26 protein-coding genes are annotated in these 25,640 nt (G+C 68.1%); 13 read left to right on the top strand and 13 right to left on the bottom strand.

Annotated features, from left to right (window positions below; genetic code table 11):
• Positions 1–43: 43 nt before the first annotated feature.
• Positions 44–1,081 (bottom strand): universal stress protein, encoded by a 1,038-nt coding sequence (locus C9424_RS03585; RefSeq protein ID WP_116765550.1) that lies wholly within the window; start codon positions 1,079–1,081, stop codon positions 44–46.
• A 481-nt stretch (positions 1,082–1,562) separates the two neighbouring features.
• On the opposite strand from C9424_RS03585, the gene C9424_RS03580 reads away from it, so the two are divergent.
• Positions 1,563–2,192: an FAD-binding protein gene (locus C9424_RS03580; protein ID WP_116765549.1), complete on the top strand. Its 630-nt coding sequence runs from the start codon at positions 1,563–1,565 to the stop codon at positions 2,190–2,192.
• A gap of 71 nt (positions 2,193–2,263) precedes the next feature.
• Here the strand turns inward: C9424_RS03580 and C9424_RS03575 are convergent, their stop codons facing one another.
• Positions 2,264–2,881 carry a copper resistance CopC family protein gene (locus tag C9424_RS03575; RefSeq protein ID WP_116765548.1) on the bottom strand — a complete coding sequence of 206 codons (618 nt, stop codon included), beginning with the start codon at positions 2,879–2,881 and terminating at the stop codon, positions 2,264–2,266.
• A 109-nt stretch (positions 2,882–2,990) separates the two neighbouring features.
• Here C9424_RS03575 and C9424_RS03570 point away from each other — a divergent pair, with 109 nt between their 5' ends.
• Positions 2,991–4,433, top strand: coding sequence for an NCS2 family permease (locus tag C9424_RS03570; RefSeq protein WP_116765547.1), 1,443 nt, complete (start codon positions 2,991–2,993; stop codon positions 4,431–4,433).
• A gap of 195 nt (positions 4,434–4,628) precedes the next feature.
• Complete coding sequence (gene hutG / locus C9424_RS03565) at positions 4,629–5,591, top strand: formimidoylglutamase (RefSeq protein WP_116765546.1); 963 nt, start codon at positions 4,629–4,631, stop codon at positions 5,589–5,591.
• Positions 5,592–5,594: 3 nt separating this feature from the next.
• Here hutG and C9424_RS03560 read toward each other — a convergent pair whose 3' ends face one another.
• Positions 5,595–6,218 (bottom strand): TetR/AcrR family transcriptional regulator, encoded by a 624-nt coding sequence (locus C9424_RS03560; RefSeq protein WP_237563272.1) that lies wholly within the window; start codon positions 6,216–6,218, stop codon positions 5,595–5,597.
• A gap of 79 nt (positions 6,219–6,297) precedes the next feature.
• On the opposite strand from C9424_RS03560, the gene C9424_RS03555 reads away from it, so the two are divergent.
• Positions 6,298–6,834 (top strand): cupin domain-containing protein, encoded by a 537-nt coding sequence (locus tag C9424_RS03555; RefSeq protein ID WP_116765544.1) that lies wholly within the window; start codon positions 6,298–6,300, stop codon positions 6,832–6,834.
• Between the two features lie 171 nt (positions 6,835–7,005).
• Here C9424_RS03555 and C9424_RS03550 read toward each other — a convergent pair whose 3' ends face one another.
• From C9424_RS03550 to C9424_RS03535, 4 genes are all read right to left on the bottom strand, one after another.
• Positions 7,006–7,242: a hypothetical protein gene (locus tag C9424_RS03550; protein WP_091250330.1), complete on the bottom strand. Its 237-nt coding sequence runs from the start codon at positions 7,240–7,242 to the stop codon at positions 7,006–7,008.
• Positions 7,243–7,393: 151 nt separating this feature from the next.
• A complete protein-coding gene (gene hutH / locus C9424_RS03545) occupies positions 7,394–8,986 on the bottom strand; it encodes a histidine ammonia-lyase (RefSeq protein WP_116765543.1) in 1,593 nt (530 codons plus the stop codon).
• Positions 8,987–9,102: 116 nt separating this feature from the next.
• Positions 9,103–10,800: a urocanate hydratase gene (hutU, locus tag C9424_RS03540; RefSeq protein WP_116765542.1), complete on the bottom strand. Its 1,698-nt coding sequence runs from the start codon at positions 10,798–10,800 to the stop codon at positions 9,103–9,105.
• Between the two features lie 277 nt (positions 10,801–11,077).
• Complete coding sequence (locus C9424_RS03535) at positions 11,078–12,049, bottom strand: IclR family transcriptional regulator (protein ID WP_237563271.1); 972 nt, start codon at positions 12,047–12,049, stop codon at positions 11,078–11,080.
• A gap of 192 nt (positions 12,050–12,241) precedes the next feature.
• Between C9424_RS03535 and C9424_RS03525 the strand changes: the two genes are divergently transcribed.
• Positions 12,242–12,682, top strand: a complete 441-nt coding sequence (locus C9424_RS03525; protein ID WP_116765539.1) for a protein-tyrosine phosphatase family protein — start codon at positions 12,242–12,244, stop codon at positions 12,680–12,682.
• Positions 12,683–12,706: 24 nt separating this feature from the next.
• On the opposite strand, the gene C9424_RS03520 is transcribed toward C9424_RS03525, so the two are convergent.
• From C9424_RS03520 to C9424_RS03510, 3 genes are read right to left on the bottom strand one after another with little or no spacing between them, the layout of a single operon-like run.
• Entirely contained in the window at positions 12,707–13,678 is a 972-nt protein-coding gene (locus tag C9424_RS03520; RefSeq protein ID WP_116765538.1) for an NAD(P)-dependent alcohol dehydrogenase, read from the bottom strand.
• The gene (locus C9424_RS03515; protein ID WP_116765537.1) at positions 13,675–13,908 is read right to left on the bottom strand and encodes a helix-turn-helix transcriptional regulator; all 234 of its coding nucleotides are present in this window, start codon (positions 13,906–13,908) and stop codon (positions 13,675–13,677) included. Before C9424_RS03515 ends, C9424_RS03520 begins: the two co-directional genes overlap by 4 nt.
• Positions 13,902–14,375, bottom strand: coding sequence for a hypothetical protein (locus C9424_RS03510; protein ID WP_237563270.1), 474 nt, complete (start codon positions 14,373–14,375; stop codon positions 13,902–13,904). Before C9424_RS03510 ends, C9424_RS03515 begins: the two co-directional genes overlap by 7 nt.
• 276 nt (positions 14,376–14,651) lie before the next feature.
• Between C9424_RS03510 and C9424_RS03505 the strand changes: the two genes are divergently transcribed.
• The gene (locus C9424_RS03505) at positions 14,652–16,148 is read left to right on the top strand and encodes an amino acid permease (RefSeq protein WP_116765536.1); all 1,497 of its coding nucleotides are present in this window, start codon (positions 14,652–14,654) and stop codon (positions 16,146–16,148) included.
• 58 nt (positions 16,149–16,206) lie between these two features.
• Entirely contained in the window at positions 16,207–16,842 is a 636-nt protein-coding gene (locus tag C9424_RS03500) for a LysE family translocator (protein ID WP_116765535.1), read from the top strand.
• A 43-nt stretch (positions 16,843–16,885) separates the two neighbouring features.
• Here C9424_RS03500 and C9424_RS03495 read toward each other — a convergent pair whose 3' ends face one another.
• Positions 16,886–17,635: a 3-hydroxybutyrate dehydrogenase gene (locus C9424_RS03495; protein ID WP_116765534.1), complete on the bottom strand. Its 750-nt coding sequence runs from the start codon at positions 17,633–17,635 to the stop codon at positions 16,886–16,888.
• Positions 17,636–17,746: 111 nt separating this feature from the next.
• Complete coding sequence (locus C9424_RS03490) at positions 17,747–19,129, bottom strand: MFS transporter (RefSeq protein WP_116765533.1); 1,383 nt, start codon at positions 19,127–19,129, stop codon at positions 17,747–17,749.
• A 131-nt stretch (positions 19,130–19,260) separates the two neighbouring features.
• Between C9424_RS03490 and C9424_RS03485 the strand changes: the two genes are divergently transcribed.
• Positions 19,261–20,178 (top strand): LysR family transcriptional regulator, encoded by a 918-nt coding sequence (locus tag C9424_RS03485; RefSeq protein ID WP_116765532.1) that lies wholly within the window; start codon positions 19,261–19,263, stop codon positions 20,176–20,178.
• Between the two features lie 28 nt (positions 20,179–20,206).
• Here C9424_RS03485 and C9424_RS03480 read toward each other — a convergent pair whose 3' ends face one another.
• Positions 20,207–21,145, bottom strand: a complete 939-nt coding sequence (locus C9424_RS03480) for a spermidine synthase (protein ID WP_116765531.1) — start codon at positions 21,143–21,145, stop codon at positions 20,207–20,209.
• 197 nt (positions 21,146–21,342) lie between these two features.
• Between C9424_RS03480 and C9424_RS03475 the strand changes: the two genes are divergently transcribed.
• The 5 genes from C9424_RS03475 (at position 21,343) to C9424_RS03455 (ending at position 25,604) form a co-directional block, all read left to right on the top strand.
• Positions 21,343–22,275, top strand: coding sequence for a hypothetical protein (locus tag C9424_RS03475; protein ID WP_116765530.1), 933 nt, complete (start codon positions 21,343–21,345; stop codon positions 22,273–22,275).
• Positions 22,276–22,280: 5 nt separating this feature from the next.
• Entirely contained in the window at positions 22,281–22,682 is a 402-nt protein-coding gene (locus tag C9424_RS03470; protein WP_116765529.1) for a phage holin family protein, read from the top strand.
• 18 nt (positions 22,683–22,700) lie between these two features.
• Positions 22,701–23,309, top strand: a complete 609-nt coding sequence (locus tag C9424_RS03465; RefSeq protein WP_116765528.1) for a DUF3618 domain-containing protein — start codon at positions 22,701–22,703, stop codon at positions 23,307–23,309.
• An 82-nt stretch (positions 23,310–23,391) separates the two neighbouring features.
• Positions 23,392–24,501, top strand: coding sequence for a YihY/virulence factor BrkB family protein (locus C9424_RS03460; RefSeq protein WP_116765527.1), 1,110 nt, complete (start codon positions 23,392–23,394; stop codon positions 24,499–24,501).
• An 80-nt stretch (positions 24,502–24,581) separates the two neighbouring features.
• On the top strand, positions 24,582–25,604 hold the full coding sequence (locus tag C9424_RS03455) for a universal stress protein (RefSeq protein WP_116765526.1): 1,023 nt from the start codon (positions 24,582–24,584) through the stop codon (positions 25,602–25,604).
• Positions 25,605–25,640: the final 36 nt, after the last annotated feature.

Genomic DNA, 25,640 nt, shown 5'->3' with positions numbered 1-25,640 from the left:
GTGCGGACCGTCCTTCCGGCGTCGAGCCCGTAGCCTCAGGCGGTTAGGAGTCGCCGAGCATCGGGCCGAAGCTGGCTCTGTCCGCCAGCCGGGGGTCGTCGCGGTCCGGCACCACCATGACCGGTCCCTTGGCGTGGTGGAGGACGCCGTCGGTTGTGGAGCCCAGCAGCATTCCGGCGAAGCCGCCGCGGCCGCGGGTGCCGAGCACCACCAGTTCCACGTGCCGGCTGGCGCCCACGAGAATGTCGACGGGAGAACCGTCCACGAGCTGGGTCTCGACCTCCAGGCCGGGGAAGTGGCTCCGCACCCAGGCCACGCCGGCGTCAAGCTGGACCTTGATGTCCGCGAACAAGGCATCGCGATCCATCGGGGTGGGCACCCAGGCCAGTGAGCCGGTGTACTGCGGCACGGCGCACACCAGCCGCAGCCGGGCGGAGAGCCGTTCGGCCTGGGCTGCGGCCTCCAGCACCGCGATGCGGGCCTGGTCGGAGCCGTCGACGCCGGCCACCACGACGTTCTCGACAGGCTGGTGGCCTGACTTCGCCCGTTCGGCCAGGACGTGCTTGTCGTCAGTGATTTCACCCAGGCGGTCCGCGCAGATCAGCGGCACGGTGACGGTAGGGCACTTGGCGTGGGCGGGCAGAGCGCTGCTGACAGAGCCGAGCAGCCGGCCAACAAAGCCGCCGCGGCCGCGGGTTCCGAACACCAGAAGTTCTGCCGTTTCGCTGATGTCCAGCAGTACGCCGGAGGCATCGCCGTTCTCCACGGACGCGTCGACGTCGATGTTGTAGCCGGCCACCTTGTCCAGGGCGTGCTTGAGGATGGCTTCGGCGCCTTCGCGGATCACGGAGTCGTCCACGGTGGCGTAGCCGCCGTCGAGCCCGGATGCGGCAAAAATCGGAACCGAATAGGCGGTCACGATGTGCAGCGGGCGGCGACGGCGCTCGGCCTCGCGGGCTGCCCACACGAGGGCACAGTGGCTGTGGTCCGAGCCATCCACGCCCACCACGATGCCATGCGGAGGCGCCTGCTCGCCGCCGGTCTCCCCTGCCGGGTCCGGATGCACCTGTTCACGGCCCATAGGGTCCGCCTCCTCGCGATTCTTGCCTGATGTTGCGGCTATTCTGCCAGAAGTACCGGCGCCCGGCGTTCACCGGCGAGGCGGCCCCGAATCTGCGCCCAGGAACCCCTGATTTTCCTCACTATTCCCCCTTAATTTCGAACACACAAGACGGCCGTCCGGGCGGGTCCGGCGGCCCTCGGCCGAAGGATTTACGCAGAGTTAACACGCTGTTTCCCGGCCCGGTTTCCCGGGCATTCGGGGCCGGATCCCCACGACGGCCAGCCCGGAATCCGCGAAAATCCGGGACTTCGGCCAATGTCCTACCTCCCCTATCCATCGGCGCGAATCTTGGGTATCCTTCGAGGCGTTGCTGAACCGAGACCGGCATTACAGAACGCAGCTACTGGGGTTGCTGCGGCCGGAACCAGGTTTCGGTCAGCGTCCGGGGTTTCACCCCGCGACTGGCACCATTTCGAGGAGGAACCCTGCAGTGTCGAGCATGCCTTTGTACGGCGGGATTGAGCGGACTACGGCCGTAGTCATCGGGACGGGTCTGTCCGGGCTGGCTGTGGCCAGCGAGCTCCAGCGCCGCGGCGTCGCGTCCATCATTGTGGACGGGCTGGACCTTCTGGGGTCCGGCCATCCGGCCAACACCTCCTCGCTCCAGCGCTGCGACGCGGCGGATGCCGCGAGCCTGAAGGAGCGCAACGAAATCCTGCGGCACCTGCGCAATTACGCGGCAAGCCACAAGCTCGATGTGCGGAACAACATCCGGGCCCTGCAGCTGGACCACCTTGAGGCCGGGGCCGACGGGGCCCCCACCGAACAGTGGGCAGTCCAGACCCCCGGCGGTGTCCTCCTGGCCGACCACCTCGTCCTGACCCGCTGCGCCCACAGCCAGCTGCGCCGCATGCTCTCGCAACTCGGCATGGCGGCCGGACAGAACCTCATGGCGGCGATGCATGCCCTCGGGATGTACCTCGTGGGGGTCGGCGAACTCATTACCCCCACGCCCAAGGAGGTCCTGCGCCAGGCCAAGGTGGTGGGGCAGGCGATCTCCGCCAAGGTCTACCCGGATGGCCTCCCCACGCTCCTGCCGGGCGGCTTCGCCCTGGCGGCTCCCGCTTAGCAACGCGGGGTCAGTTATGGCCTATCAGAGGGCGCCGGGTGGGTCATAACTGATCCCGCGTTGCTTTTGGTTCAGCTGTCGGCGTCGCTGCCTGAGTCGTCGGCGGTTTCGCTGTCCGCGTCCGGGGTGAGGCGGCGTTTGGCCATCAGGCCCAGGGCCACCAGGATGCCGACCCCCACCGCGACGAAGCCCATGACGCTCCAGGGAAACGGCTGCGATGCATCCGGCACCGGGGCCGGCGCCTGCGTTGCGCCCGGCTGGGCGGTGCCCATCGTTGGGACTGCGGAAGCCGCCGTCGTGCCCGATGCGGCGGCGGTGGCGGTGAATGTGAAGCTGCCCTCGATCGGGTGGCCGTCGGAGCTGGCCACCCGCCACCGCACGGTGTAAAGCCCTGCAGGGGCGCCGGACTTTAGTTTCTGTGAAGCGACGTTGTCCACGATCTCCACGGAACCGTCCGCCCAGTTGGCGCCCGTGGCGTCGTTGACCAGGATCTCCGAGCCCAGGGCCAGCGGATTGTGGTTGAACGTGACGGAGACCTTGTCCGGAGGTGTGGCCACGGTGGCTCCGGAGGCCGGGCTCGTGGACTCCGCGGTATCGTGCGCCGACGCCGGGCCGACGGCTCCCAGCAGGACGGCCGCAAAGACGACGGCGCCCAGCAGGGCACTCAAAAGGTGTCGGACAGGGCGCATGGGCAGGCTACTCCTAGTGTTGTCTTCCTTACAGACTAGGCGAAAACAAAGGGTTGGCCGCGGGGCTCCCAATAGGATTTAGGCAACACCCATCACTCCCGGAGGACTAATGCTCAAGCAGGGCTCTGCACTCGACCGGTATTTCAAGATTTCCGAGCGGGGGTCGAACTTCTCGCGCGAGATCCGCGGAGGGTTCGCCACGTTCTTCGCCATGAGCTACATCGTGGTGCTAAACCCGCTGATCCTCTCCGGGCCCGACTCGACAGGCACGACGCTCGGCTTCCCCGCGGTCGCCGCAACCACCGCCTTCGTGGCCGGCATCCTCACGATCCTCATGGGCGCGTGGGCCAAGCATCCCTTTGCCCTGGCAACCGGACTCGGCGTCAACGCGTTCGTCGCCGTCACGGTGGCCACCAACCCCGGGCTGTCCTGGCCGGACATGATGGGCCTGGTGATGCTCTCCGGCATCACCATGCTGATCCTGGTCCTCACCGGCTTCCGGACGGCCGTGTTCAAGGCCGTCCCCGACGGGCTGAAGACCGCGATCGTGGTCGGCATCGGCCTCTTCATCGCCCTGATCGGCCTTGTCAATGCGGGCTTCGTGCGCCGCATCCCGGATGTCGCCGGCACCACCGTTCCGGTCGGCCTGGGCTTCGACGGCAAGCTGCTGGGCTGGCCCACCTTCGTGTTCGTCTTCGGCCTGATCCTGACCATCGCCCTGGTGGTGCGCAAGGTCAAGGGCGCCATCCTGATCGGCATCGTCGCCTCGACCATCCTGTCCGTGATCCTGGAATCCACCCTGCACATTGGTCCCAGCTTCGACGGCAAGACCCACAACCCGCAGGGCTGGTCCCTCGTGGCGCCCAAGTTCTCCGAGTGGGCCGCCCCGGACCTGTCCCTGATCGGCAAAGCCAACCCGTTCGGCGCCTTTGAGCACCTCGGCTTCGTCGCCGCCACCCTGCTGGCCTTCGTGATCCTGCTCAGCATCTTCTTCGATGCCATGGGCACCATGGTGGGCCTGGCCACCGAGGCCGGCACGATCGACAAGAACGGCAACATCCCCAACGTTGACCGTGTGCTGCAGGTGGACGCCCTCGGCGCGATCATCGGCGGCGGCGCTTCCGTCTCCTCGAACCAGATCTACGTCGAATCCGGCGCCGGCATCGGCGAAGGCGCCCGCACCGGCCTGGCATCCATCGTCACGGGCCTGCTGTTCCTCGTGGCCATGTTCTTCACGCCGCTGATCAACCTCGTGCCATTCGAGGCCGTGGCCCCGGCCCTCGTGATCGTCGGCTTCATGATGGTCTCGCAGGTTGGCAAGATCGACTGGCAGGACTTGGGCATCGCGATTCCGGCGTTCCTGACCTTCACCCTCATGCCGTTCACCTACTCGATCGCCAACGGCCTGGGCGCGGGCTTCATCACCTTCGTGCTGATCCGCCTGTTCCAGGGCCGGGCCCGCGAGGTGCACCCGCTCATGTGGGTTGTGGCTGCCGCGTTCACGCTGTTCTTCGCGATCGGCCCGATCGAGGCGGCCCTCGGCATCCACTAGGGTCCCTCCGCCTTTTCCATGCGCCGAGCTGACATTTCGCGGCAGTGTTTTTCGAAAACATTGCCGCGAAACGCTAGCTCGGCGCTGTTGTTTGGCCGCCGCCGTTTGGCCCCGGCGGGTGGAGTTTCCGGGATTCCGGACAGTCCCGGCGCGCAGCGGCTGGTGTTCGGGTGCCGGCTGAGGTGAGCTAGAACCATGGATTCTTCTGCGCTCACTGTTGATGTCCCGCCGCAGCCCTGGACCGGACGGTTCGATGGCGACGGCGCCGAGCACCGGCGCTGGTGGCAGGCCGTGGCCCCCTACACCCCGTCCGCAAACCCGGCCACGGACTCCTCCCGGACCCGGCCCGCCGTCATCCTCGGCTTCGGCAGCGATGAGGGCGTGCGTCGCAACAAGGGCCGCACCGGCGCCGCGGCCGCTCCCGCCGCCATCAGGGCCGCCCTGGGTCCGCTCGCCTTCCACCTCAACCGGGACGTGCTCGACGCCGGCGACGTCACCGTGCGCGATGAGTCCCTGGAGACCGGGCAGGCACGCGCCGGGCAGGCCATCTCCCGGCTCATCGATGCCGGGCAGCTTCCGGTCGTTCTGGGCGGCGGCCACGAAACCGCGTTCGCCAGCTACCTCGGCGTCGCCGGTTCGTCCGCCGTACGCGGGGGCCTGAGAGTGGGCGTGCTGAACCTCGATGCCCACTTCGACCTCCGTGACGAGGCCGTGCCCAGTTCCGGCACGCCGTTCCTGCAGATGGCCCGCGCGGAAGCCGCCGCCGGCCGCGAACTGCGCTACGCCGTCGTCGGCATTTCCGAGCCGAACAACACCCGGGCGCTGTTCCGGACCGCCGCGGAACTCGGCGTGGACTACCTGCTGGACGAGGACTGCTCGGCGGGGGCCGCCCAGGCGTTTGTGGCGGCGTTCCTGGCGCAGGTGGACGCGCTGTACCTCACGATCGATCTGGACGTGCTGCCGGCCTCGGTGGCCCCCGGGGTGAGCGCCCCGGCCGCGTACGGGGTGCCGCTTCCGGTGATCAGTGCCGTGTGCCGGCAGGTCGCGGCGAGCGGGAAGCTCCTGCACCTGGATGTCGCCGAACTGAACCCCGAGTTTGACATCGACGCCCGCACCGCGAAGGTGGCCGCCCGGCTGGTCAACACGCTGCTGGGGTAGGCGTCAGCCGGCAGCCGCCGGCGGGGGCCCGGACACGAGGGCCTGCCGGAGAAGTGCCTGCGCGGACCAGCGCATCGACTCCATGGCCTGCTCCCGTGAGAGTCCCCCGATGTCCGTCAGCCAGACGAGGGCCTCAATGCCGATCGCGCTGCGCACGGCCAGGGCCAGCGCCCGGATCCCGGGACCTGACAACGTCCCTTGGAGCGGAGCGAGCGCTTCCTCGATCCAGGCGATCGCCCGGCCTTGCCGCAGCGGCAGAGCCTGCGCCGGCTCCGCCGGGTCGCGTTCCAGGGACAGCCTGAGCATGGTGCGCTGCTGCGCCTCCGTGTTGACGATCAGACTGGTGAACTCCAGCACCACGGCGTCCAGCCGCTCCGCGGGGTCCTCGGGGGCGTCCGCCGGCAGCAGGGACTGCCGGACCGTTTCCGGGTGGGCCGCGGCGAGGAGCTCGCGCTGGCTCGGGAAGTACCGGTAGGCCGTGCTCCGGGCGACGCCGGCCGCTGCGGCTGTGCCATCAACTGTCGGGGCTTCCCCCGCCGCCACCGCCTCGCGGGCGGCCGCTACCAGAGCCTCGAACGTGCGGCGCTTCTGGCCCGTCCGGCCTGCGTCCTTGTAGGGGGTTGACATGGAATTCATGGTACTCCAGTCTTTTTATGGGACATGAGTCCCATAACTTGCTCAGAAGCGATCCCGAAGAGGCGATCCCATGGAAGCGGTCAGCAGCCAGACAACCATCATCCGGTCAAAAGGACAGGGCGAGCGCCGCTGGTTCTTCGGTGGAGGAGTTCACACCTGGAAAGCCAGGGCCGGGGAGACCGGCGGGGCGTTCCTGCTCTTCGAGGACCAGATGGCCGGCAGCAAGATGACTCCGCTGCACAGCCACCCCGATTCGGACGAGACGATGTTCATCCTCGAGGGCGAGATCCTCATGCACGTCGACGGCGAGGAGCACCGGATCGGCGCCGGCGGCCTCGCCGTGGCGCCGCGGGGAGTTCCCCACGCGTTCATGGTGGTGTCCGACTCCGCGCGGATGCTCTGCCTGCACACGCCCGGCTGCTGCGAGGCCTTCTACTGGGATGCGAGCACGCCACTCTCCCCCGACGACTCTGCCGATGGTTCGTCCGGCGGCTCGGCGGACGGTTCCGCCCCGGCGGGCCCCATGGACTTCAGCAAGGTACAGGAGTCGGCCCGCAGGAACGGCGGCATCGTGCTGTTGGGACCGCCGCCATTTGCGGCGCGCTAGCCGCGGCCGGGGGCAGAGCCGGCCGCATCGGGGCCTGACAGCGTCCGGTCCCGGCCGTGCCGGGGCCGTCGAACGCCCTCCCGGAACGCCACCCCGAACGCAGAAAGTCCCCGTCCCTTCCCGGACCGCGCAGTGCGGAGCCGGGGAAGGGCGGGGACTTTCTCGTGCGAGTTAGACGCGGCGCACCTGGACGCCGTCGGACTGCAGGAAGAGCTGCGTCTCGGACGGCCCGGCGGGGACCAGCCAGAGGACGTTGCCGCTCAGTGAGACTTCTTCAACCTCACCCGCCGCAATGACCTGTGCGTGCTTGACGATTTCGACCCGTTCGCCGACCCGGAGGCCGCTCCAGTCGGAAACCGTGGCTGCGGATGCAAGGCGTCTGGACAGTACCGTGCCGCGTGCTTTCATTGAACTTCTACCCCTTTGTATGTGTTCTTTGCCACAACTTCGTTGGTGTGGACTTCCATTTGTACTACAGTTCCCGGGCCCCCGCTGGCCGTGTCGCCAAAGATTTCGGGGGCGCCGGGAAATGTTCAACTGCAGTGCACTTTGTTTCTTCTCAGGCGAGATTTCCAACAGCCGATTCGGCCGCCGCCCGGACCGCACCCGACGCCACCAGGGCGTCCGCCGCTTCGAGCTCCGGCGACAGGAACCTGTCGGTGCCGGGACCGTCGACGACGTCGCGCAGCGCGGCAATCACGGCAGTGCCCGCGGGGCCCGGCGTCAGTTCGCCGCCGGAGACCTGGGTGCGGATGTCCAGCGCCCGGGCCGAGGTCACGAGTTCGATCGCCAGAACGCGGCGCAGGTTCTCGACGGCGCGGCGGAGCTTGCGGGCCGCGTGCCACCCCATGGAGACGTGGTCCTCCTGCATCGCCGAGCTCGGGATCGAGTCCACCGACGCCGGGACGGCCAGGCGCTTGTTGTCCGACACCAGGCCGGCCTGGGTGTACTGGGCGATCATGAGGCCCGAGTCGACGCCGGGGTCCGAGGCGAGGAAGGCCGGCAGTCCGTGCGAGCGTGCCGGGTCCAGCATCCGGTCGGTCCGGCGCTCGGCAATGGAGCTCAGGTCCGCGACGGCGATGGCCAGGAAGTCCAGCACGTAGGCCACCGGGGCGCCGTGGAAATTGCCGTTGGAGCTGACGCGGCCGTCGGGCAGGACCACCGGGTTGTCGATCGCGGCGGCCAGTTCGCGGGAGGCGACCAGGGCTGCGTGGTCAACCGTGTCGCGGACGGCGCCGGCCACTTGGGGTGCGCAGCGCAGCGAGTAGGCGTCCTGGACCTTGGTGTCGTTGATCCGGTGCGAGGCCACGATCGGCGAGTCGGACAGGACCCGGAGCATGTTGTCCGCGGAGGCGGCCTGACCCGGGTGCGGCCGGAGCGCGGCGTGCAGCTCGGGCAGGAACACCTGGTCCGTGCCGAGCAGCGCCTCAACGCTGAGCGCAGCGGTGATGTCCGCCGTCGTGAGCAGCTGGCGGATGTCCGCGATGGCCATCAGCAGCATGCCCAGCATGCCCTCGGTACCGTTGACGAGCGCCAGACCCTCCTTCTCGGCCAGGGTGACGGGTTCAATGCCGTGGGCGGCGAGGAGCTCGGCGACGGGGCGCGCGCCCTTGGCGCCGTACAGCTCGCCATCGGGGCCCATCGCTTCGCCTTCGCCCATCAGGACCAGGGCGCAGTGGGACAGCGGCGCGAGGTCGCCGGAGCAGCCGAGCGAGCCGAATTCGCGGACCACCGGGGTGATGCCGGCGTTCAAGACATCCACCATGGTCTGCAGGACCACGGGGCGGACGCCAGTGCGGCCGGAGGCGAGGGTCTTGGCGCGCAGGAACATGATGCCGCGGACCACTTCGCGTTCCACGGCCGGGCCCATGCCGGCGGCGTGGCTGCGGATCAGCGACTTCTGCAGCTGGGTGCGCAGCTCGTTGGGGATGTGCCGGTTGGCCAGCGCGCCGAACCCGGTGGAGATGCCGTACGCCGGGACCTCGCTGTGGGCGAGGTCGTCGATGTGGGCGCGGACCTTGGCGACGGTGTCCAGGGCTTCCTGCGAGATGGTCACCTTGGCGTCGTGTCGGGCGACGGCGACGACGTCCTCGGGCGTGACGCCGCTGGAGCCGAGGGTAACGGTGAGCGGTTCGTGGGTTGTGAGAGTCATTGAAATCTACCTAAATCTGATGGTTGAGCCAAGTTCCCCCGTCGATTGCTCCGCATCTGCCCTTTTCAAGGCTCAGAACGGCATTTACGGAGCAATCGACGGGTTTAGCGGCTGGGTTAGCGGGACTCGGTCATGGGGATGCGGACGCCGCGTTCCTTGGCGACCTCGAGGGCGCGGTCGTAGCCGGCGTCGGCGTGGCGGATGACGCCCATACCGGGGTCGTTGGTGAGGAGGCGCGCGAGCTTTTCCGCGGCGAGGTCGGTGCCGTCGGCGACGGAGACCTGACCGGCGTGGATGGAGCGGCCGATGCCGACGCCGCCGCCGTGGTGGATGGAGACCCACGTGGCGCCGGAGGCGGTGTTGAGCAGTGCGTTGAGCAGCGGCCAGTCGGCGATCGCGTCGGAGCCGTCGGCCATGGCCTCGGTTTCGCGGTACGGGGAGGCGACGGAGCCGGAGTCGAGGTGGTCGCGGCCGATCACGATGGGGGCCTTGACCTTGCCTTCCTTGACGAGTTGGTTGAACAGCAGGCCGGCCTTGGCGCGTTCGCCGTAGCCGAGCCAGCAGATGCGGGCCGGGAGGCCTTCGAATTCGACGCGCTCACCGGCGGCGTCGATCCAGCGGTGCAGGTGCTTGTTCTCGGGGAAGAGCTCCTTGATGGCCTTGTCCGTGACCGCGATGTCCTCGGGGTCGCCGGAAAGGGCAACCCAGCGGAACGGGCCGAGGCCTTCGCAGAACAGCGGGCGGATGTAGGCCGGGACGAAGCCGGGGAACTCAAACGCGCGGTTGTAGCCGCCCTTGCGGGCCTCGTCGCGGATGGAGTTGCCGTAGTCGAAGACCTCGGCGCCGGCATCCTGGAACTCGACCATGGCCTGGACGTGCTTGGCCATGGAAGCCTGGGCCTTCTTCGTGAAGCCTTCCGGGTCCGCCGCGGCCTCGCGGTGCCATTCCTCGACCGTGATGCCCTCGGGCAGGTAGCTCAGGGGATCGTGTGCGGAGGTCTGGTCCGTGACGATGTCCACGGTGAGCTCGCCGGCGTTGTGGCGGCGCAGGATCTCCGGGAAGACCGTGGCGGCGTTGCCGACGTAGCCCACGGACCAGCCGCGGCGCTCTTCCTTGGCCTTGAGGACCTTGGCGATGGCGGCGTCGAGGTCGGTCTCCACCTCGTCGAGGTAGCGCTTGCCGACGCGGCGGCGCAGCCGGGTCTCGTCGACGTCGACAATCAGGCAGGCGCCGTCGTTCAGGGTGACGGCGAGCGGCTGGGCGCCGCCCATGCCGCCGCAGCCGCCGGTGAGCGTCAGGGTGCCGGCGAGTGTGCCGTTCTCGTCCCCGGTGAGTTTGCGGGCGATCGCGGCGAAGGTCTCGAAGGTGCCCTGCAGGATGCCCTGGGTGCCGATGTAGATCCAGGACCCGGCGGTCATCTGGCCGTACATCATCAGGCCCTCGGCTTCGAGCCGGCGGAATTCGGGCCAGGTGGCCCAGTCACCGACGAGGTTGGAGTTGGCCAGCAGGACGCGCGGGGCCCACTCGTTGGTGCGGAAGACGCCGACCGGCTTGCCGGACTGGACCAGCAGGGTCTCGTCCTTTTCCATGGTTTCCAGGGTGCGGGTGATGGCGTCGAATGCGGCCCAGCTGCGGACGGCGCGGCCGGTGCCGCCGTAGACCACGAGGTCATCGGGGCGCTCGGCGACCTCGGGGTCGAGGTTGTTCATGAGCATGCGCAGCGGGGCTTCCGTCTGCCAGCTCTTGGCGGTGAGCTCGGTGCCGCGGGCTGCTTTGACCGGGCGGGCACCGGTGGTGAAATCGGCGGGTGCCATGAGGGGCTCCTTTGTTTCGTGGTGGTGTCTGTGCTGAAGGTGTGTGCTGAAAGGTGCTGCTGAATGAAGCAGAGGGAATGAGGTTCTGTATCAACTAAAGCCTGTTCGCGGCCGCGTAAACAGTGCCTGCGGACGGGTGCTGTCCGGGATTCCAGACGTCCACGGTGCTCCCCGCTGCCGCATCCCCTCTCCCCCGTTGCGCTATCACCTATGGCGCCTAAAACGCCCGGATAGGAGCCATAAGTGATAGCGCAACGGGGGTTGGCGGGGCGGTGGGTCAGGCGGGGCGGCCGTGGATCCGGATCGAGAGTTCGTCGGCGACCTTCTGGACCCGGGCGGCCAGAGCCGGCCACTGGTCTGCGGGCAGCTTGTCCTCGAGGAAGGTCACGGCGACAGCGGCGGTCGGCCACCCGACGTGGTCCGTCACGGCGGCGGCGATCGAGCCGAAGCCCGGCGTCACCTCACCGTGTTCGGTGGCGTAACCGCGCTGCCGGACCTGGTCCAGATGCGAGGACAGCGCGGAGTACTTCATGATGGGCGACTCGGTTTCGTGCCGGGCCGTGAATGCGGCGGCATTCGGGTACAGGGCCCGCACCTGGGACTTCGGCAGCGCGGCAAGAATCGCGCGGCCGCTCGCGGTGAGGTGGCTGGGCAGCCGGACCCCGACGTCGGTCACGAGGGACGGGCGGTTTTTGGCCCGCTCTTCCACGATGTAGAGCACGTCGCGGCCGTGCAGCACGGCCAAGTGCGCGCTTTCGCCGATCACATCCACGAGCGAGGCAAGCATGGGCCGGCCCAGCCGGGACAGCGGCTCCTGGCGGGAATAGGCCGAACTGAGTTCGAACGCGCTGATGCCCAGGCCGTAGCGCTGCTCCTCGTGGAGGTGCAGCACAAATCCATTCGCCTCCATCACGCCGAGCAGGTGGTAGACGCTGGAGCGCGGCAAGCCCAACGCGGTGGCAATGTTCGACGCCGCCATCGGCCCCCGCCTGGAGGCCAGCAGTTTGAGGATGCGCAGCGTGTTTTCCGCCGCCGGCACCTTCGAGGCCACCTTTCCGGTGGCGGCCCGGCGGACGGGCTTGGGTGCAGGCGCGCCGGGAGCCGCGGGGGCGTTCACGGGCGCGGCCTCAGGAGCGCTTCCGAGGGTGCTCAGGGCGCCTCCCGCGGCGCTGCTTGCCGGGCCGGCCGGGGCATTTCCGGGCGCCGCGGAAGCGGGCAGATGGTTCAGGGTAGGGCTGGTGGCTGACATGGATCCTCTTCGAAAAACGGCTGGTGTCCGGTATCCCGTACTTAAGCATGCGCCCGGCGGGGCAGGTCCGCCAGACCGCCAGCCGCACGCCCTGTCTGGAATACCGGACAATCCCGCGTTCGACGCACCCGCCCGCCGGCCTCGCCCCGCAACCCTGCCCGCCTATCCCGCCAAAGGACTACGATCTGGAGCATGAAGCAGACGTGGGAGCCGACCCAGGACGGCGTCCTGGTTCTTCCTTCCGGCCGGAGCATCCGCGGCCGCGGTCTGCACTATCCGCTGCCCGCCGGCCCGCTTCCCGAATTCGGCCTGTACCTGCTGGGGCAACAGCCGCCCCCGGTGCAATGGGATTCCCGATGGCTCCTCTGGCCGGACCTGCGGCTGCCCGCGGACCGGCCGGACGCGCTTGACGCGTTCCGGGAAGCCTGGCGCCGGGCCGCGACCGAACGGGTTGAAGTGGCCTGCTGGCGCGGCATCGGCCGGACGGGCACCGCACTGGCCTGCATCGCCATCCTCGACGGCGTCCCGCCCGGCCAGGCGGTGTCCTACGTCCGCCGCCAGTACCGGCGCCTGACCGTGGAAACGCCGTGGCAGCGCCTCTACGTGGCCCGCTTCCGCGGGGACACACCGTAGGCCGCGCTCAAACAGCAAAGACGGTCACACGGTGACGACGGCCTTCCCGCGGACCTGGCCGTCGCGCAGGTCCCGGATCGCGGCCGGCGCGTCGGCCAGGGCGTAGCACCTGCCGACCACCGGCGTCACCGCGCCGGCCTCGATGAGCCCGGCCAGGAACCGGAGGTCCTCGGCGCGCTCTGTCGACATGACGCCCTTGAGCTGCTGGCCGACGAACGCGGAGAGCAGTGCCGCGCGGAGGGACCGTTCAAATCCGCCCGTGAGCCGCCCGCCGCCTTCCCCGCCGACGATGGCGAGGGTTCCCTTGGGTTTGAGGGCCCGTCGGAGGACGGAGAGCCGGCGGTTGCCGGCGGTGTCGACAATGAGGTCGAACTGCCTGGCCCCGTCCGCGAAGTCGTCGTGCGTGTAGTCAATGACATGGTCCGCGCCGATCGACCGGACCAGATCGGTCTTCGCAGTGCTGCACACCCCTGTCACCTCCGCCCCGAACGCCTTGGCGAGTTGCACCGCGTACGCGCCGACGCCGCCGGCCGCGCCGATGACGAGGACGTCCTGCCCCGGCTGGACCTTGCCGGTGTCCCGGAGCGCCTGGAGTGCCGTGACGGCGGAGATGGGAACGGCGGCGGCCTGCTCGAAACTGAGGTTCTTCGGCTTCAGCGCGAGACGGCCTTCCTTCGCGCACACGTATTCGGCGAAGGATCCCTCGCACGTGCCGTATACCTCGTCGCCGGGCCTGAAGCCGACCACATTCCGGCCGACGGCCTCCACGCGGCCCGCCACGGCCCGGCCCCGGATGCGCGTCTTCGGTTTCGTCAGCCCGTAGCCTGCAACCCGGGTCAGGTACGGCAGGCCGGTCATGAGGTGCCAGACGCCCTGGTCGACGCCGGCGGCCCGGACCCGGATCAGTACGTCGTCGTCGCCGGGGACGGGAACGTCGACGTCGCGCAGTTCCAGCACCTCAACGGAACCGTAGGTGTCCTGAATGATCGCTTTCATGATGCTTCTCCTTCAGAGTCGGGGTACTGGAAGACGTCGTCGAGCGGAACGTTGAGAACATGGGCGATCTGGAACGCCAGCTCCAGCGACGGCGAGTAGCGGCCCTGTTCGATCGCGATGACAGTCTGCCGGGTCACGCCGATTCGTTCGGCGAGTTCCGCCTGGGTCAGTTCGCCGTTTTCGAACCGCAGGCGCCGGATGGAGTTCGTGACCCTGGTCGGCTTCACCACGTCTGGAAGCCCCGCCGGTAGGCCACGATCTTCGCCACGGAGGCCAGGATCGCCGAGGCCACGAAGGCCAGGTAGATGGCGTTGGCGATCCAGAACTGATTCACCTCGGCCATGGCCATGATGAGCGCCGCCACCGCCCCGATGACCACAAAGGACTGGCCGATATGCTCGCCGAAGCGGTAGATCTCCCTGTCCCGCTGGTCCTTCATGCCAGCGCCCTTGGCGGAGAGGCTGCGGATGAGAATGTGGAGGACGATCGACAGGACGATCGAGCTGCCGACCGTCCAGAGCAGCGGCGCCACGTACGGCACGTCCGTGAGCGGCATGCTCCCGGCCAGCCCGAGGACTGCCGCCAGATACACCGCGTAGGCTCCGGCCGCCAGCACCCCCATGATCCAGGCGCTCTTTTCTTCGAATGACATGTGCCGCCCCCGCGCGATGAACCGGATGTAAAACAAACCTGACATGGCAAAAGTAAAGAAAACCTAACATGATGTCAAGAGTTTTCGACTTTCTCGGGTTGCCCGCCCGGAATTTCCCCACCTTTGCCCCCACGACGCCGGGACGCGCCGGCGTCACGGGGCCACGCGCCGTCGCGCCCCGGCAAAGGTGGGGAAACCCGGGCGCGGCCCGCCGCATAGTCTGAAATCAAAGACACGAAGTCCCCGTGAGACTCATCACAGCAGCGCCGGACATGGTCTGCTGGATAGCGATCCCCCTCCCAATGACGAGAAGGTATTCGCATGCAACAAGCCCAAACCGCCACCAAGCCGGCACCTGCAGAGGCAGGCACCGGCGGCGCTGCCACCGCCGTCGGCGCCGCCGTCGATTCCGTACTCAGCAGGGGGCTGAACGTCCGCCACATCCGCTTCATGGCGCTGGGCTCGGCGATCGGCACGGGGCTGTTCTACGGCTCCGCGTCCGCCATCCAGAAGGCCGGCCCCGCCGTCCTGCTGGCGTACATGATCGGCGGCGCCGCGGTCTTCATGGTGATGCGCGCCCTGGGTGAAATGGCGGTGCGGCATCCGGTGTCCGGGTCCTTCGGCCAGTACGCGAGCCGCTACCTGGGCCCGCTCGCCGGGTTCGTGACCGGCTGGACCTACGTCTTCGAGATGGCAATCGTCGCCATCGCGGATGTCACGGCCTTCAGCATCTACATGGGATTCTGGTTCCCCGGCGTGGAGCGCTGGGTCTGGGTCCTGGCCATCATCTTCTTCCTGGCGGCCCTGAACCTGCTCAGCGTCAAGGTCTTCGGCGAACTGGAGTTCTGGTTCTCCCTGATCAAGGTGGCGGCCATCATCGCCATGATCGCCGGCGGCGCCGCGATCATCGTCTTCGGCTTCCAGACCGGCGGCGCCACCGTGGCGCCCGGGCTCGGCAACCTTGTTGATCACGGGGGCCTGTTCCCCAACGGGTTCGAAGGGCTCCTGGCCTCATTCGCGGTAGTGATGTTCGCGTTTGGCGGGGTGGAAACCCTGGGCATCACCGCCGGTGAAGCCGCCGATCCGAAAAAGGTCATCCCCAAGGCCGTCAACACCGTCCCCGTGCGCGTCCTGCTGTTCTACGTGCTGACCCTCGGCGTGCTGATGAGCCTGTTCCCGTGGGACGAGATCGGCAGCAACGGCAGCCCCTTCGTGCAGATCTTCAGCAGCCTGGGCATCCCGGCCGCGCCCCACATCCTCAACGCCGTGGTGATCACGGCGGCGCTCTCGGCCGTCAACAGCGACATCTTCGGCGCCGGCCGGATCCTCTTCGGCCTGGCCCGGCAGGGCCACGCCCCGGCGAGCTTCGGCAAGGTCTCCCGTCACGGGGTGCCGTGGATGACCGTGGTGATGATGACGGGCATCCTGCTCGTGGGGGTCGTCCTGAACGCCGTGATCCCGGAGGACGTGTTCCTGATCATCGCCTCGATCGCTACCTTCGCGACCGTCTGGGTCTGGGCCATGATCCTGGCCTCCCATGTCGCCATGAAACGCGAGATCGCCCGCAAGGGACTGCCGGCGTCGGAGTTCCCGTCCCCTTGGTGGCCCGCCGCATCTGTGCTAACCATCGCCTTCATGGCCCTGGTGATCGTGATCCTGGGCGCCTTCGAGGACACCCGGGTGGCCCTGTACGTCGGTGCCGTCTGGCTCTGCCTCCTGGTGCTCGCCTACCGGCTCTGGGTCCGCGGCCACGGCCGGGCCCGGGCCGAACTCACCGACGAAACGGCCCAGCTCCAGCAGGTTCCTGCGGGGCGGTAATCATGTCTCCCCCTCCCGGGGCGCTCCCGGGAGCGCCCCGGGAGGGTTAAGATCAGGCATGGTTCCCGCCCCAAATCTCCTGGCTTTTGCCCTCGCGGCGCTCGTGCTCATCGCCGTCCCGGGGCCCAGCGTGCTGTTCGTGATCGGACGGACGCTGGCCCTGGGACGCAAGGGCGGTCTGTTGAGTGTCGCGGGGAACGCGGGCGGCGAGTTGGTGCAGATCGCCGCGGTGGCCGTGGGCGTCGGGGTGGTGCTGGCCCAGTCGCTCCTGCTCTTTAGCGTGGTGAAGTTTGCCGGCGCCGCCTACCTTGTCTACCTGGGGATCCAGGCCATCCGGCATCGCGGCAGCGGCGCGACGGCGGCAGACCCGGCCGACCCGTCCTCGACGGCCCGGGTGCTCCGCGAGGGATTCATTGTGGGCGCGACCAACCCGAAGTCGATTGTCTTCTTCGTGGCCGTGCTCCCGCAGTTCGTGGACTATTCCGCCGGCGCGATTCCGGTCCAGCTCGCCACGCTGGGGGCGGTCTTCCTGCTGATCGCCCTAGTCTCCGACAGCACGTGGGCCCTCGCGGCGGGAACGGCACGGCACTGGTTCGCCCGGTCGCCCCGGCGGATCGCCGCGCTCAGCACCACCGGCGGCGTGATGATGATCGGCTTGGGCGGCACCCTGGCACTGACGGGCAGCAAGAACTAACTGGGCCGCCCGCAGTTGGAAGCGGGCGGCGCCCGCCGGCGGACTACCGCGCCGACCAACCGCCGTCCATCGTGTAGCTGGCGCCGGTGACCATGCCGGCGTCGTCCGAGGCGAGCCACGCCACCAGCGACGCCACTTCCTCGGGCTCCACGAGCCGCTTGACCGCTGATTCGGTCAGCATGATCTTGGCGAGGACCTCGGACTCCTGAATGCCGTGCACCTTGGCCTGGTCCGCGATCTGCGACTCGACCAGGGGCGTGCGGACGTACCCGGGGTTGATGCAGTTGGACGTGACGCCGTGCGCGCCACCCTCCAGCGCGGTGACCTTGCTCAGGCCTTCCAGGCCGTGCTTGGCCGAGACGTAGGCGCTCTTGAACGGCGAGGCACGGAGGCCGTGAACGGAGGACAGGTTGATGATGCGGCCGAAGTTGTTGGCGTACATGTGCGGCAACGCGGCCCGGATCAGCAGGAACGGCGCCTCGAGCATGAGGGTGATGATGCGCCGGAAGTCGGCCGGATCGAAGTCCTCGATCGGGCTGATGCGCTGGATTCCGGCATTGTTGACCAGGATGTCGCAGTCCAGGCTGAGCGTCTGGAGGGATTCGACGTCGAGCAGGTTGACGGCCCACGAGGTGCCGCCGATCTCGTCGGCGAGGGCCGCGGCGGCGGACTCGTCCACGTCCGCGATCACGACCTTGGCCCCGCGTGCGGCCAGGGCGCGGGCGCTGGCGGCACCGATCCCGCCGGCCCCGCCGGTGACCAGTGCCTTGCGTCCGTTCAGCGTGTTTTCCATTACTCAGCCTTCCATGTCAAGAATCTAATGAGGCGGCCGGCCCCAGCATGGCTGGGGCCGGCCCAAACTCAAGCAGCCGAGAAACTCAAGCCACCAGGTAACTCAAGCAGCTCAGCGTACGGCTGCTACGGACAGGCCCTCGCGTTCGGCGTCGGCCCGGTCCACGTCTTCCAGGGCGATGCCCTTGGTTTCCTTCAGGCTCAGGACTGCCACGGTGGTGATGGCGCAGGCGACCACTAGGTAGACCGCGGTCGGCAGCCAGGAGCCGGTGTCCTTGAGCCACTGGGTGGCCAGGAGAGGCGCCAGCGAACCGGCGAAGATCGAGGTGACCTGCGAGCCCAGGGAGACGCCGGCGTAGCGCATCCGGGTCGGGAACAGCTCCGACATCAGGGCCGGCTGGCCGGCGTACATGAAGGCGTGCAGGCACAAGCCGATGGTGACGGCCAGGACGATGATCACCGGGTTGCGGGTGTCGAACATCGGGAAGGCGAAGAACGGCCAGGTGGCGCCGCTAATGGCACCGACGAGGTAGACGGGCTTGCGGCCCCAGCTGTCCACGAGCCGGCCGATCTGCGGGATGATCAGGAAGTGCACGAGGTGCGCGATCAGCAGGGCGAGCAGCAGGGATGAGGTGTCGTACTTGTCCACTGTCTTGAGGTAGACGATCGAGAAGCTGACCACGAGGTAGTACATGATGTTTTCCGCGAACCGGAGGCCCATGGACTGCAGGATGCCCTTCGGGTACTTGCGGATGACCTCGCGGACGCCGTAGCTGACAGCCTGCTCGCTCTCCAGCTGGGCTTTGGCTTCGAGGAAGATGGGCGATTCGGAGACGTGGGTGCGGATGTAGTAGCCGACGAACACGATCACGGCGGAGAGCCAGAACGCCACGCGCCAGCCCCAGCCGAGGAAGTCGGCGGCGCTGAGCATGTTGGACATGATGAACAGGACCAGGGTGGCCAGCAGGTTGCCGACCGGGACGGCGGCCTGCGGCCAGCTGGACCAGAAGCCGCGGGTCTTGTTGGGGCTGTGCTCGGCGACGAGCAGCACGGCGCCGCCCCATTCGCCGCCCAGGGCGAAGCCCTGGATGAAGCGCAGGAAGACCAGCAGTGCCGGCGCCAGGTATCCGAGGGTGGCGAAGCCCGGGAGGCAGCCCATCAGGAAGGTGGAGACACCGATGATGACGATCGTGAGCTGCAGGGTGGGCTTGCGGCCCAGCTTGTCGCCGATCTGGCCGAAGACGATGCCGCCCAGCGGGCGTGCCACGAAGCCGACGGCGTAAGTCAGAAACGCCTGGATAATGCCGTCCAGCTCATTGCCGGTGGCGGGGAAGAAGTACTTGCCGAACACCAGGGTGGCGGCGGTGGCATAGAGGAAGAATTCGTACCACTCGACGACGGTTCCCACCATCGATGCTGCGACGATTTTCTTGAGCCCGGAACCCTTGGATGCGGGTGCGGCGGGGGATGTTGCAGAGCGTTCGTTTACGCTCATCTGGTTCTCCTTAGTGTCCACGCTGACACGCGCTGTGACGCACAGCACTGAAATGGCTCCATTGAGTATTGCCGCACATCCGCGGCGGTTCAATGGCCAAACGGGCACCCTATGTGTGCAGAATTGCAGATATGAACGCCAATCCTGATGACCTGCTGGTCCTGCTCGCCGTCTCCCGTTCGGCGAAATTCACGACGGCGGCCCAGACTCTCGGACTGAACCACACCACCGTCTCCCGGCGGATCGCGGCGCTGGAGAAGTCGCTCGGCGGCCGGGTGCTCTCGCGCGCGTCGGGCGGCTGGGAACTGACCGAACTCGGCGCCGAGGCCGTGCGGGTGGCCGAGCAGGTCGAAAGCGCCGTCCGGACCCTGGAACAGCCCGGGCACACGCCGGATCCCATCACCGGAGTGGTCCGGATGACAGCCACGGACGGCTTCAGCGCCTACATTGCCGCCCCGGCGGTGGCCCGGCTCCGCCGCCACCACCCCGGCCTCAGCGTCGAGATCATCACAGTGACGCGCCGGGCGCTGCAGCAGCGCTCCGGCCTGGACATCGAGGTGGTGGTCGGAGAGCCGCAGGTGCACCGGGCAGAGGCCGCACAGCTGGGCGAGTACATGCTGGGGATGTATGCGTCCCGGGACTACCTGGCCGAGTACGGGACCCCGGCCACCGTGGAGGAACTGACGGCACATTCGCTCGTGTACTTCGTCGATTCGATGCTGCAGGTGGACGATCTGGATGCCCCGCGGCGGCTGGTGCCGGCGATGCGGGACGGGCTGAGCTCCACCAATGTCTTTGTCCACGTGGAGGCCACGCGCGCCGGCGCCGGGATCGGGTTCCTGCCGTGCTTCGCGGCCGACCTCCATCCGGACCTGGTCCGTCTCCTGCCGGAGGAATTTGCCGAGATGCTCCCCTACTGGATGGTGCTGCGGCCCGATTCGATGCGCCGCCCGGCGGTCGCGGCCCTCGTGCAGGCCCTGCGGGAGCAGACCGCAGCCCACCGCGATGCCCTGCTGGGCCGGGGCGGAACCCCATCGGCTGCTCCGTAGGCGCCCTTATGGAGCCCCAAAAGGGCCGTTACGGAGCAGTCGACGGCTGAGGGGGTTCGGACGGCCCTGGCGCCGGGGCCCGGCCTGCCGGGTCGTGGCGGACGGCGGCGCCGGCCGCGAATGCCCGCACCTTCTCGTCGTTCCAGATATGGGCCGGCACCGCACCGCCGAGCAAGCGCCGAGCGAGGCCGGGATCGTCATCGAACGGGAGATCACTGCCGGCCATGATCATGTTGCCGTAACGCCGCCCCTTGAGCATGGCCGGATCGGCGATGAGCACCGTGTAGGCGAAGGCGTCCACGATGGTGGCCGCGTCTTCGCGGGCATTTTTGAGGTCCGGGGCGTCGCCGGAATTCACGACGTAGACCCCTCCCGGCGCGAGGACGCGTTTGGCGTGCTCGGTGAATTCCCTCGTGGTGAGGGGGCGCGGGGTCAGTGATCCGGCGAAGACGTCGCGGATGATCAGGTCCCGGGTCTGCGGGGTCAGGCTCTCGGTGACTTCCCGGGCCTCCCCCACCCGCAGGCGCAGCAGCGGGGCTTTGGGCAGGTCAAACCAGCCCCGGACGTAGTCGGCCAGCTTGCCGTCCAGCTCCACCACGACCTGGCGGGCGTCCGGGTAGGCGGCGTGGAAATAGCGGGCCAGTGAGCATGCTCCCCCGCCGAGGTGCAGGGCGCGCAGCTTGGGCTTGGACTCGCGGGGCCAGCGCGACTCGACCAGGGCGGAGATCCAGCGCATGTACTCGAAGTCCAGGAACAGCGGGTCCGCGAGGTCAATGTGCGAGCTCATGACGCCATTGATGCGCAGGAGCCAGCCGGTGGAATTGTCCTGGTCCGGGATCAGCTCGCAGTCTCCGGTGTCGATGTAGTACACCCCTGCCACGGGACCGGCCGGGCGGGAACCCTTGGGTACGTCCACGACTCCCGGCTCGGCGGCTCCTGCGACCCGGCCCCTGCCCCGCTTGGCCATCAGCTATCCCCCGCATCTTCCATGGTTCAACCCTAGTTCACCGGCATCCCCGACCACTCCGTCCGGGCGGGTAACCCACATCCGCACCAAAATCAACAAACAAGGGTACTTACTATTTATTAGTAATCATGCTTACTATTTAACTCCAGCATGGCTGGCGTCTGATCAGCAGCCGATCTTTTTGAAAGAGAGCGAAGATGACAGAGAACCCATGGCCCCAGGATGGGAGCCTCGGCACCCGTACGGCTACCCAGCAGACTCCCCTCCGGCAGGCGTCCACGTTTCCGCCCGTCGCCGACGGAGAAATCTACAGCGCGACTCCGGACGGAGGTCCGTTAACCTCGCCCCCGACAACGGCCACCGCCGCTTCCACCACCGACACCACCAGGCATGAGGCCGCGGAGGTCTCCCGCCTGGCCGCGGATTCGGCCCAGAATGTGGCCGAGACGGCTAAAAGCGAAGCCACCCAGGTGGCTGCTGAGGTCAAAACGAACGCCCGACACCTCCTGCACCAAGCGCAATCAGACCTCACTGAACAAGCGGGTGTGCAGCAGCAGAAGGTGGCCCAGGGCCTCCGGTCCGTCTCGACCGAACTTCACTCCATGGCCGCGGCCTCCGAGCAGCCCGGCGTCGCCACCGACCTCGTACGCCAGGCCGCCGAGCGGTCCTCCGCCGTGGCAACGTGGCTTGACGGCCGGGATCCCGGTTCGCTCCTGAACGAGGTGAAGTCCTTTGCGCGGCAGAAGCCGGGGACCTTCCTGTTGCTTGCGGCAGGAGCGGGTGTCCTGGCCGGCCGGCTCAGCCGGAGCCTCAGCGCAGGCGCCCCGGAGCCGACCGGCGCTGCGGCCGCCGCCCCGTCGGCCACCGGCACTCCAGCGGCGCCGATCAGCCGGGTTCCGGACACCGGAATCGCGGTTCCGCCGCCGCCGGTCCAGATGCCGGTCCCGGAAACGACGACGGCGGGCTTCGCGGACACTTACCCGCCGAACCCGCTGGATGTTGATCAGGTGGGCGACAGCAAGCGTCAGGACCCTTGGGCCTCCGAGCCCGTCGCGACCGACCCGCTCGGGCAGGATCCGCTCCGCAGTGACCCTCATGGCAGTGACCCCTTCGACGGTGGCCGTCGATGAGCGATATGCCTCCGACCGCCGCGCATGCCAAGGCCGAATCGTCGTCCCTCGGCGACCTATTGGGCGAGGTAACGAGGGACATGTCCATCCTGATGCGGCAGGAAGTCGAGCTCGCCAAGGTCGAACTCAAGCAGTCGGCCGCCCGGGCCGGCAAGGGCGCCGGCATGCTCGCCGGCGCCGGCGTCGCGGGACACTTCGTGCTTCTGTTCCTGTCCCTGGCGCTCTGGTGGGCACTCGGGAGCCTGATGGGGCTGGGCTGGTCCGCCGTCGTCGTCGCCTTGATCTGGGGCATCGTTGCCGCCGTCCTGGCCACGACCGGCCGCAAGGAACTCAAGGCAATCAACGGCCTGCCTCAGACCTCCGAGACCCTGCAGGAAATCCCGCCCACGCTCAAACCCAACCCCTAGTTCCAGCGAGGAAACACGATGAGTGAAAACCCGGATGTCATCCGAGCAGATATCGAAGCTACCCGCGCACGTCTTGGCACCAACGTCGACGCCGTGGCGGACAAGGTCACGCCGTCGCACATCGTCCAGCGGCAGACTGACAGGGTCAAAGAAAACGTCAAGGACGCAGTCTTCGGAGTGAAGGAGAAAGTCATGGGCACGGCCGACCACACTGTCGGGAGCATGCACGCGGCTGCCGGCAGTGCCGGCGCACACGTGAGTGACGCCGGCACTGCGATCGGGGACGCCCCGGCGCAGGTCAAGACCAAAACCCAGGGCAACCCCCTGGCCGCAGGTCTGATTGCGTTCGGGGCAGGCCTGTTGGTCTCCTCCCTGATCCCGGCGAGCCAGAAGGAACGCGAAGCCGCAGATGCACTGAAGACCGCGGCCGAACCGCTGACCACGGAACTCACCGAGGCCGCCAAACACGTGGCGGAAGGCCTCAGGGAGCCGGTCCAGGCCGCAATGGAAAACGTCAAGGCGACAGCCGCCGACGCCACCGAGCATGTCAAGACCGAGGGCCAGGGGGCAGTTGCTGACGTCAAGGATCGCACCGTCGAGGCCAAGGACAACGTCCAGCGGGCCTGATCCCGTTCGAACCCGGCCGGCCGTCCTGCGCTCACGCGCCGGACGGCCGGCTGATGCACTTAATCCCGAAGGAAGAACTTTCATGTTCAAGAACCCCGCCGCGGCCGCCACTTCAGCCGACGCCGAAACCCCGGAGAGCAGCACCGCCAAGGCCCGGACCGCACCCCCTCCGGACGACTCCCGCAAGCCGGACAGCCCCACCGAGGTGACCAAGCCGTCGTGGAAGTACATCGCGAAGAAAACGCTGCGGGAATTCACCAAGGACCAGTGCCCCGATCTCGCCGCGGCCCTCACCTACTATTCGGTCCTCTCAATCTTCCCCGCGCTCTTGGCGCTCGTGTCCCTGCTCGGCATTTTCGGCCAGGCCGGGAAGACCACGTCGGCGCTCCTGGAGATCGTCCAGGGCTTCGCGCCCGCTGAAACTGTGGACGCCATCCGCCAGCCGGTCGAGCAGCTCAGCAGTTCCTCCACTGCCGGATTTGCACTCGTGATCGGCATTCTCACCGCACTCTGGTCCGCCTCCGGCTATGTCGGGGCGTTTGGCCGGGCTATGAACCGGATCTACGAAGTTGACGAGGGCCGGCCGTTCATCAAGCTCCGGGGCACCATGCTCGTCGTCACCGTTGCCACCTTGCTGATCGTCGTCGCCCTCGCCTTCATGCTGGTTCTCAGCGGGCCTGTGGCAGAGTCCGTCGGCAAGGCGATTGGCCTGGGCGGGCTCGTCCTCACCGTCTGGAACTTTGCCAAATGGCCGGTCATCCTGCTGCTCGTCGTGCTCGCGATCGCCATCCTGTACTACACCACCCCCAACGTGAAGCAGCCCAAGTTCCGGTGGATGAGCCTGGGGTCCTTCATCGCCCTGATGATCTTCCTGCTGGCTTCCCTGGCCTTCGGGTTCTACGTGGCCAACTTCAGCAGCTACAACAAGACTTATGGCGCTATCGGCGGTGTCATCATCTCGCTGCTGTGGCTCTGGATCCTGAACATGTCACTGCTGTTCGGCGCGGAGTTCGACGCCGAGATGGAACGCGGCCGGCAGCTGCAGGCCGGAATCGAGGCGGAAGAGACCATCCAGTTGCCGCCCAGGGACACCAAGCAGAGCGACAAGCTGCAGGCCCGGGAGGAACAGGACATCCGGCACGGACGCGAACTGCGCGAGCAGCAGGCCGGCTCGCGGGACCAAAGCCCCTAGCCATTGACGGACCGCCGCGTTCTACTGGGGCTGCACGTATAGCCGGGCGAAGGGGTGCGTCCGCCGAGCCGGGAGGAAGAATGTCGGCACCCGCAGAGCATCAAGGCGGCGTCGTGGCAGTCGGCTACGGCGGGTCAGAGGCGGCCCGGCTTGCCGTCCGCTGGGCCGCCGGCTACGCGGCCGCCACCGGGCTCGACGTTCGGGTGGTCCACGCCTGGGTATGGCCGGTCTTCACCAAGAACCTGGGCCCCGTCAAGGGAGTGGCCGGCAGCGGACTGCGGCACTCCGCCGAAGCCATCCTCGCGGAGGGCGTCGAATTGGCCCGCAGCGCCCTCCTGGAGGCAACCGGGGTGGGGGCAGCCGGCGTCGAACCCGCCACTGAACCGGGCACCCGGCCCGGCGTCGAACCCCCTACCGAACCCCGTGAAGCAGCGCCCGGCGACGCGGCCGAGGCCGGGCTCGAAGCGGCCGGCATCGAACGATTCACGTCCCTTACCGAACCGGAACACCCCGGTCCCGCCGTCGACGGCGTCATCGAGGCCGGGCTCGCCGCGCCCGTCCTGCGCGACGCCGCCCGGGACGCGCGGCTACTGGTGGTCGGCAGTCGGGGACTTGGCGCCGTCCTGGGCCCCGTGGCGGGTTCGGTCTGCCTTGATTTGGCCGGCTCGGCACACTGCCCCGTCATGGTGATCCGGCGCCCGAGCATCCCCGGCGGCCCCGTCGTGGTGGGGGTCGACGCATCGCCCCGCAGCCACGCCACTCTGGCCGAGGCCGTCCGGCTGGCCGGAATTCTCGGCGCCCCGCTGCACCTCGTCCATGTGGACACGCTGCGGGGCGGGGCACGGGAGGAACACGGCCGCCATGCCAGGCTCCTCGGCGAAGAGCTGCTGGACCACGCCATCGACGAGGCCCGGGGGTTGGCCCCCGGGCTGGAAGTGTCCGGCGTCCTGTTCGGCAGCCATGCCGCCGCCCGGGAGCTCCTTGCCGCCGCAGCCGACGCCGACGTCCTGGTACTCGGGACCCATAACCCCTCGACGGGACCCGGCAACACGGTCTCCGCCGTGCTGCACAAGGCGCGCTGCAACGTGCTCGTCAGCCGCTGACCGCCGCTGACGGATCCAAGGGAGCGGCGACGAAGC

The sequence above is a fragment of the Arthrobacter sp. H-02-3 genome, assembly GCF_003097355.1.
GTDB lineage: Bacteria > Actinomycetota > Actinomycetes > Actinomycetales > Micrococcaceae > Arthrobacter > Arthrobacter humicola.
This window is presented reverse-complemented; position numbering and strand designations above follow the sequence as displayed.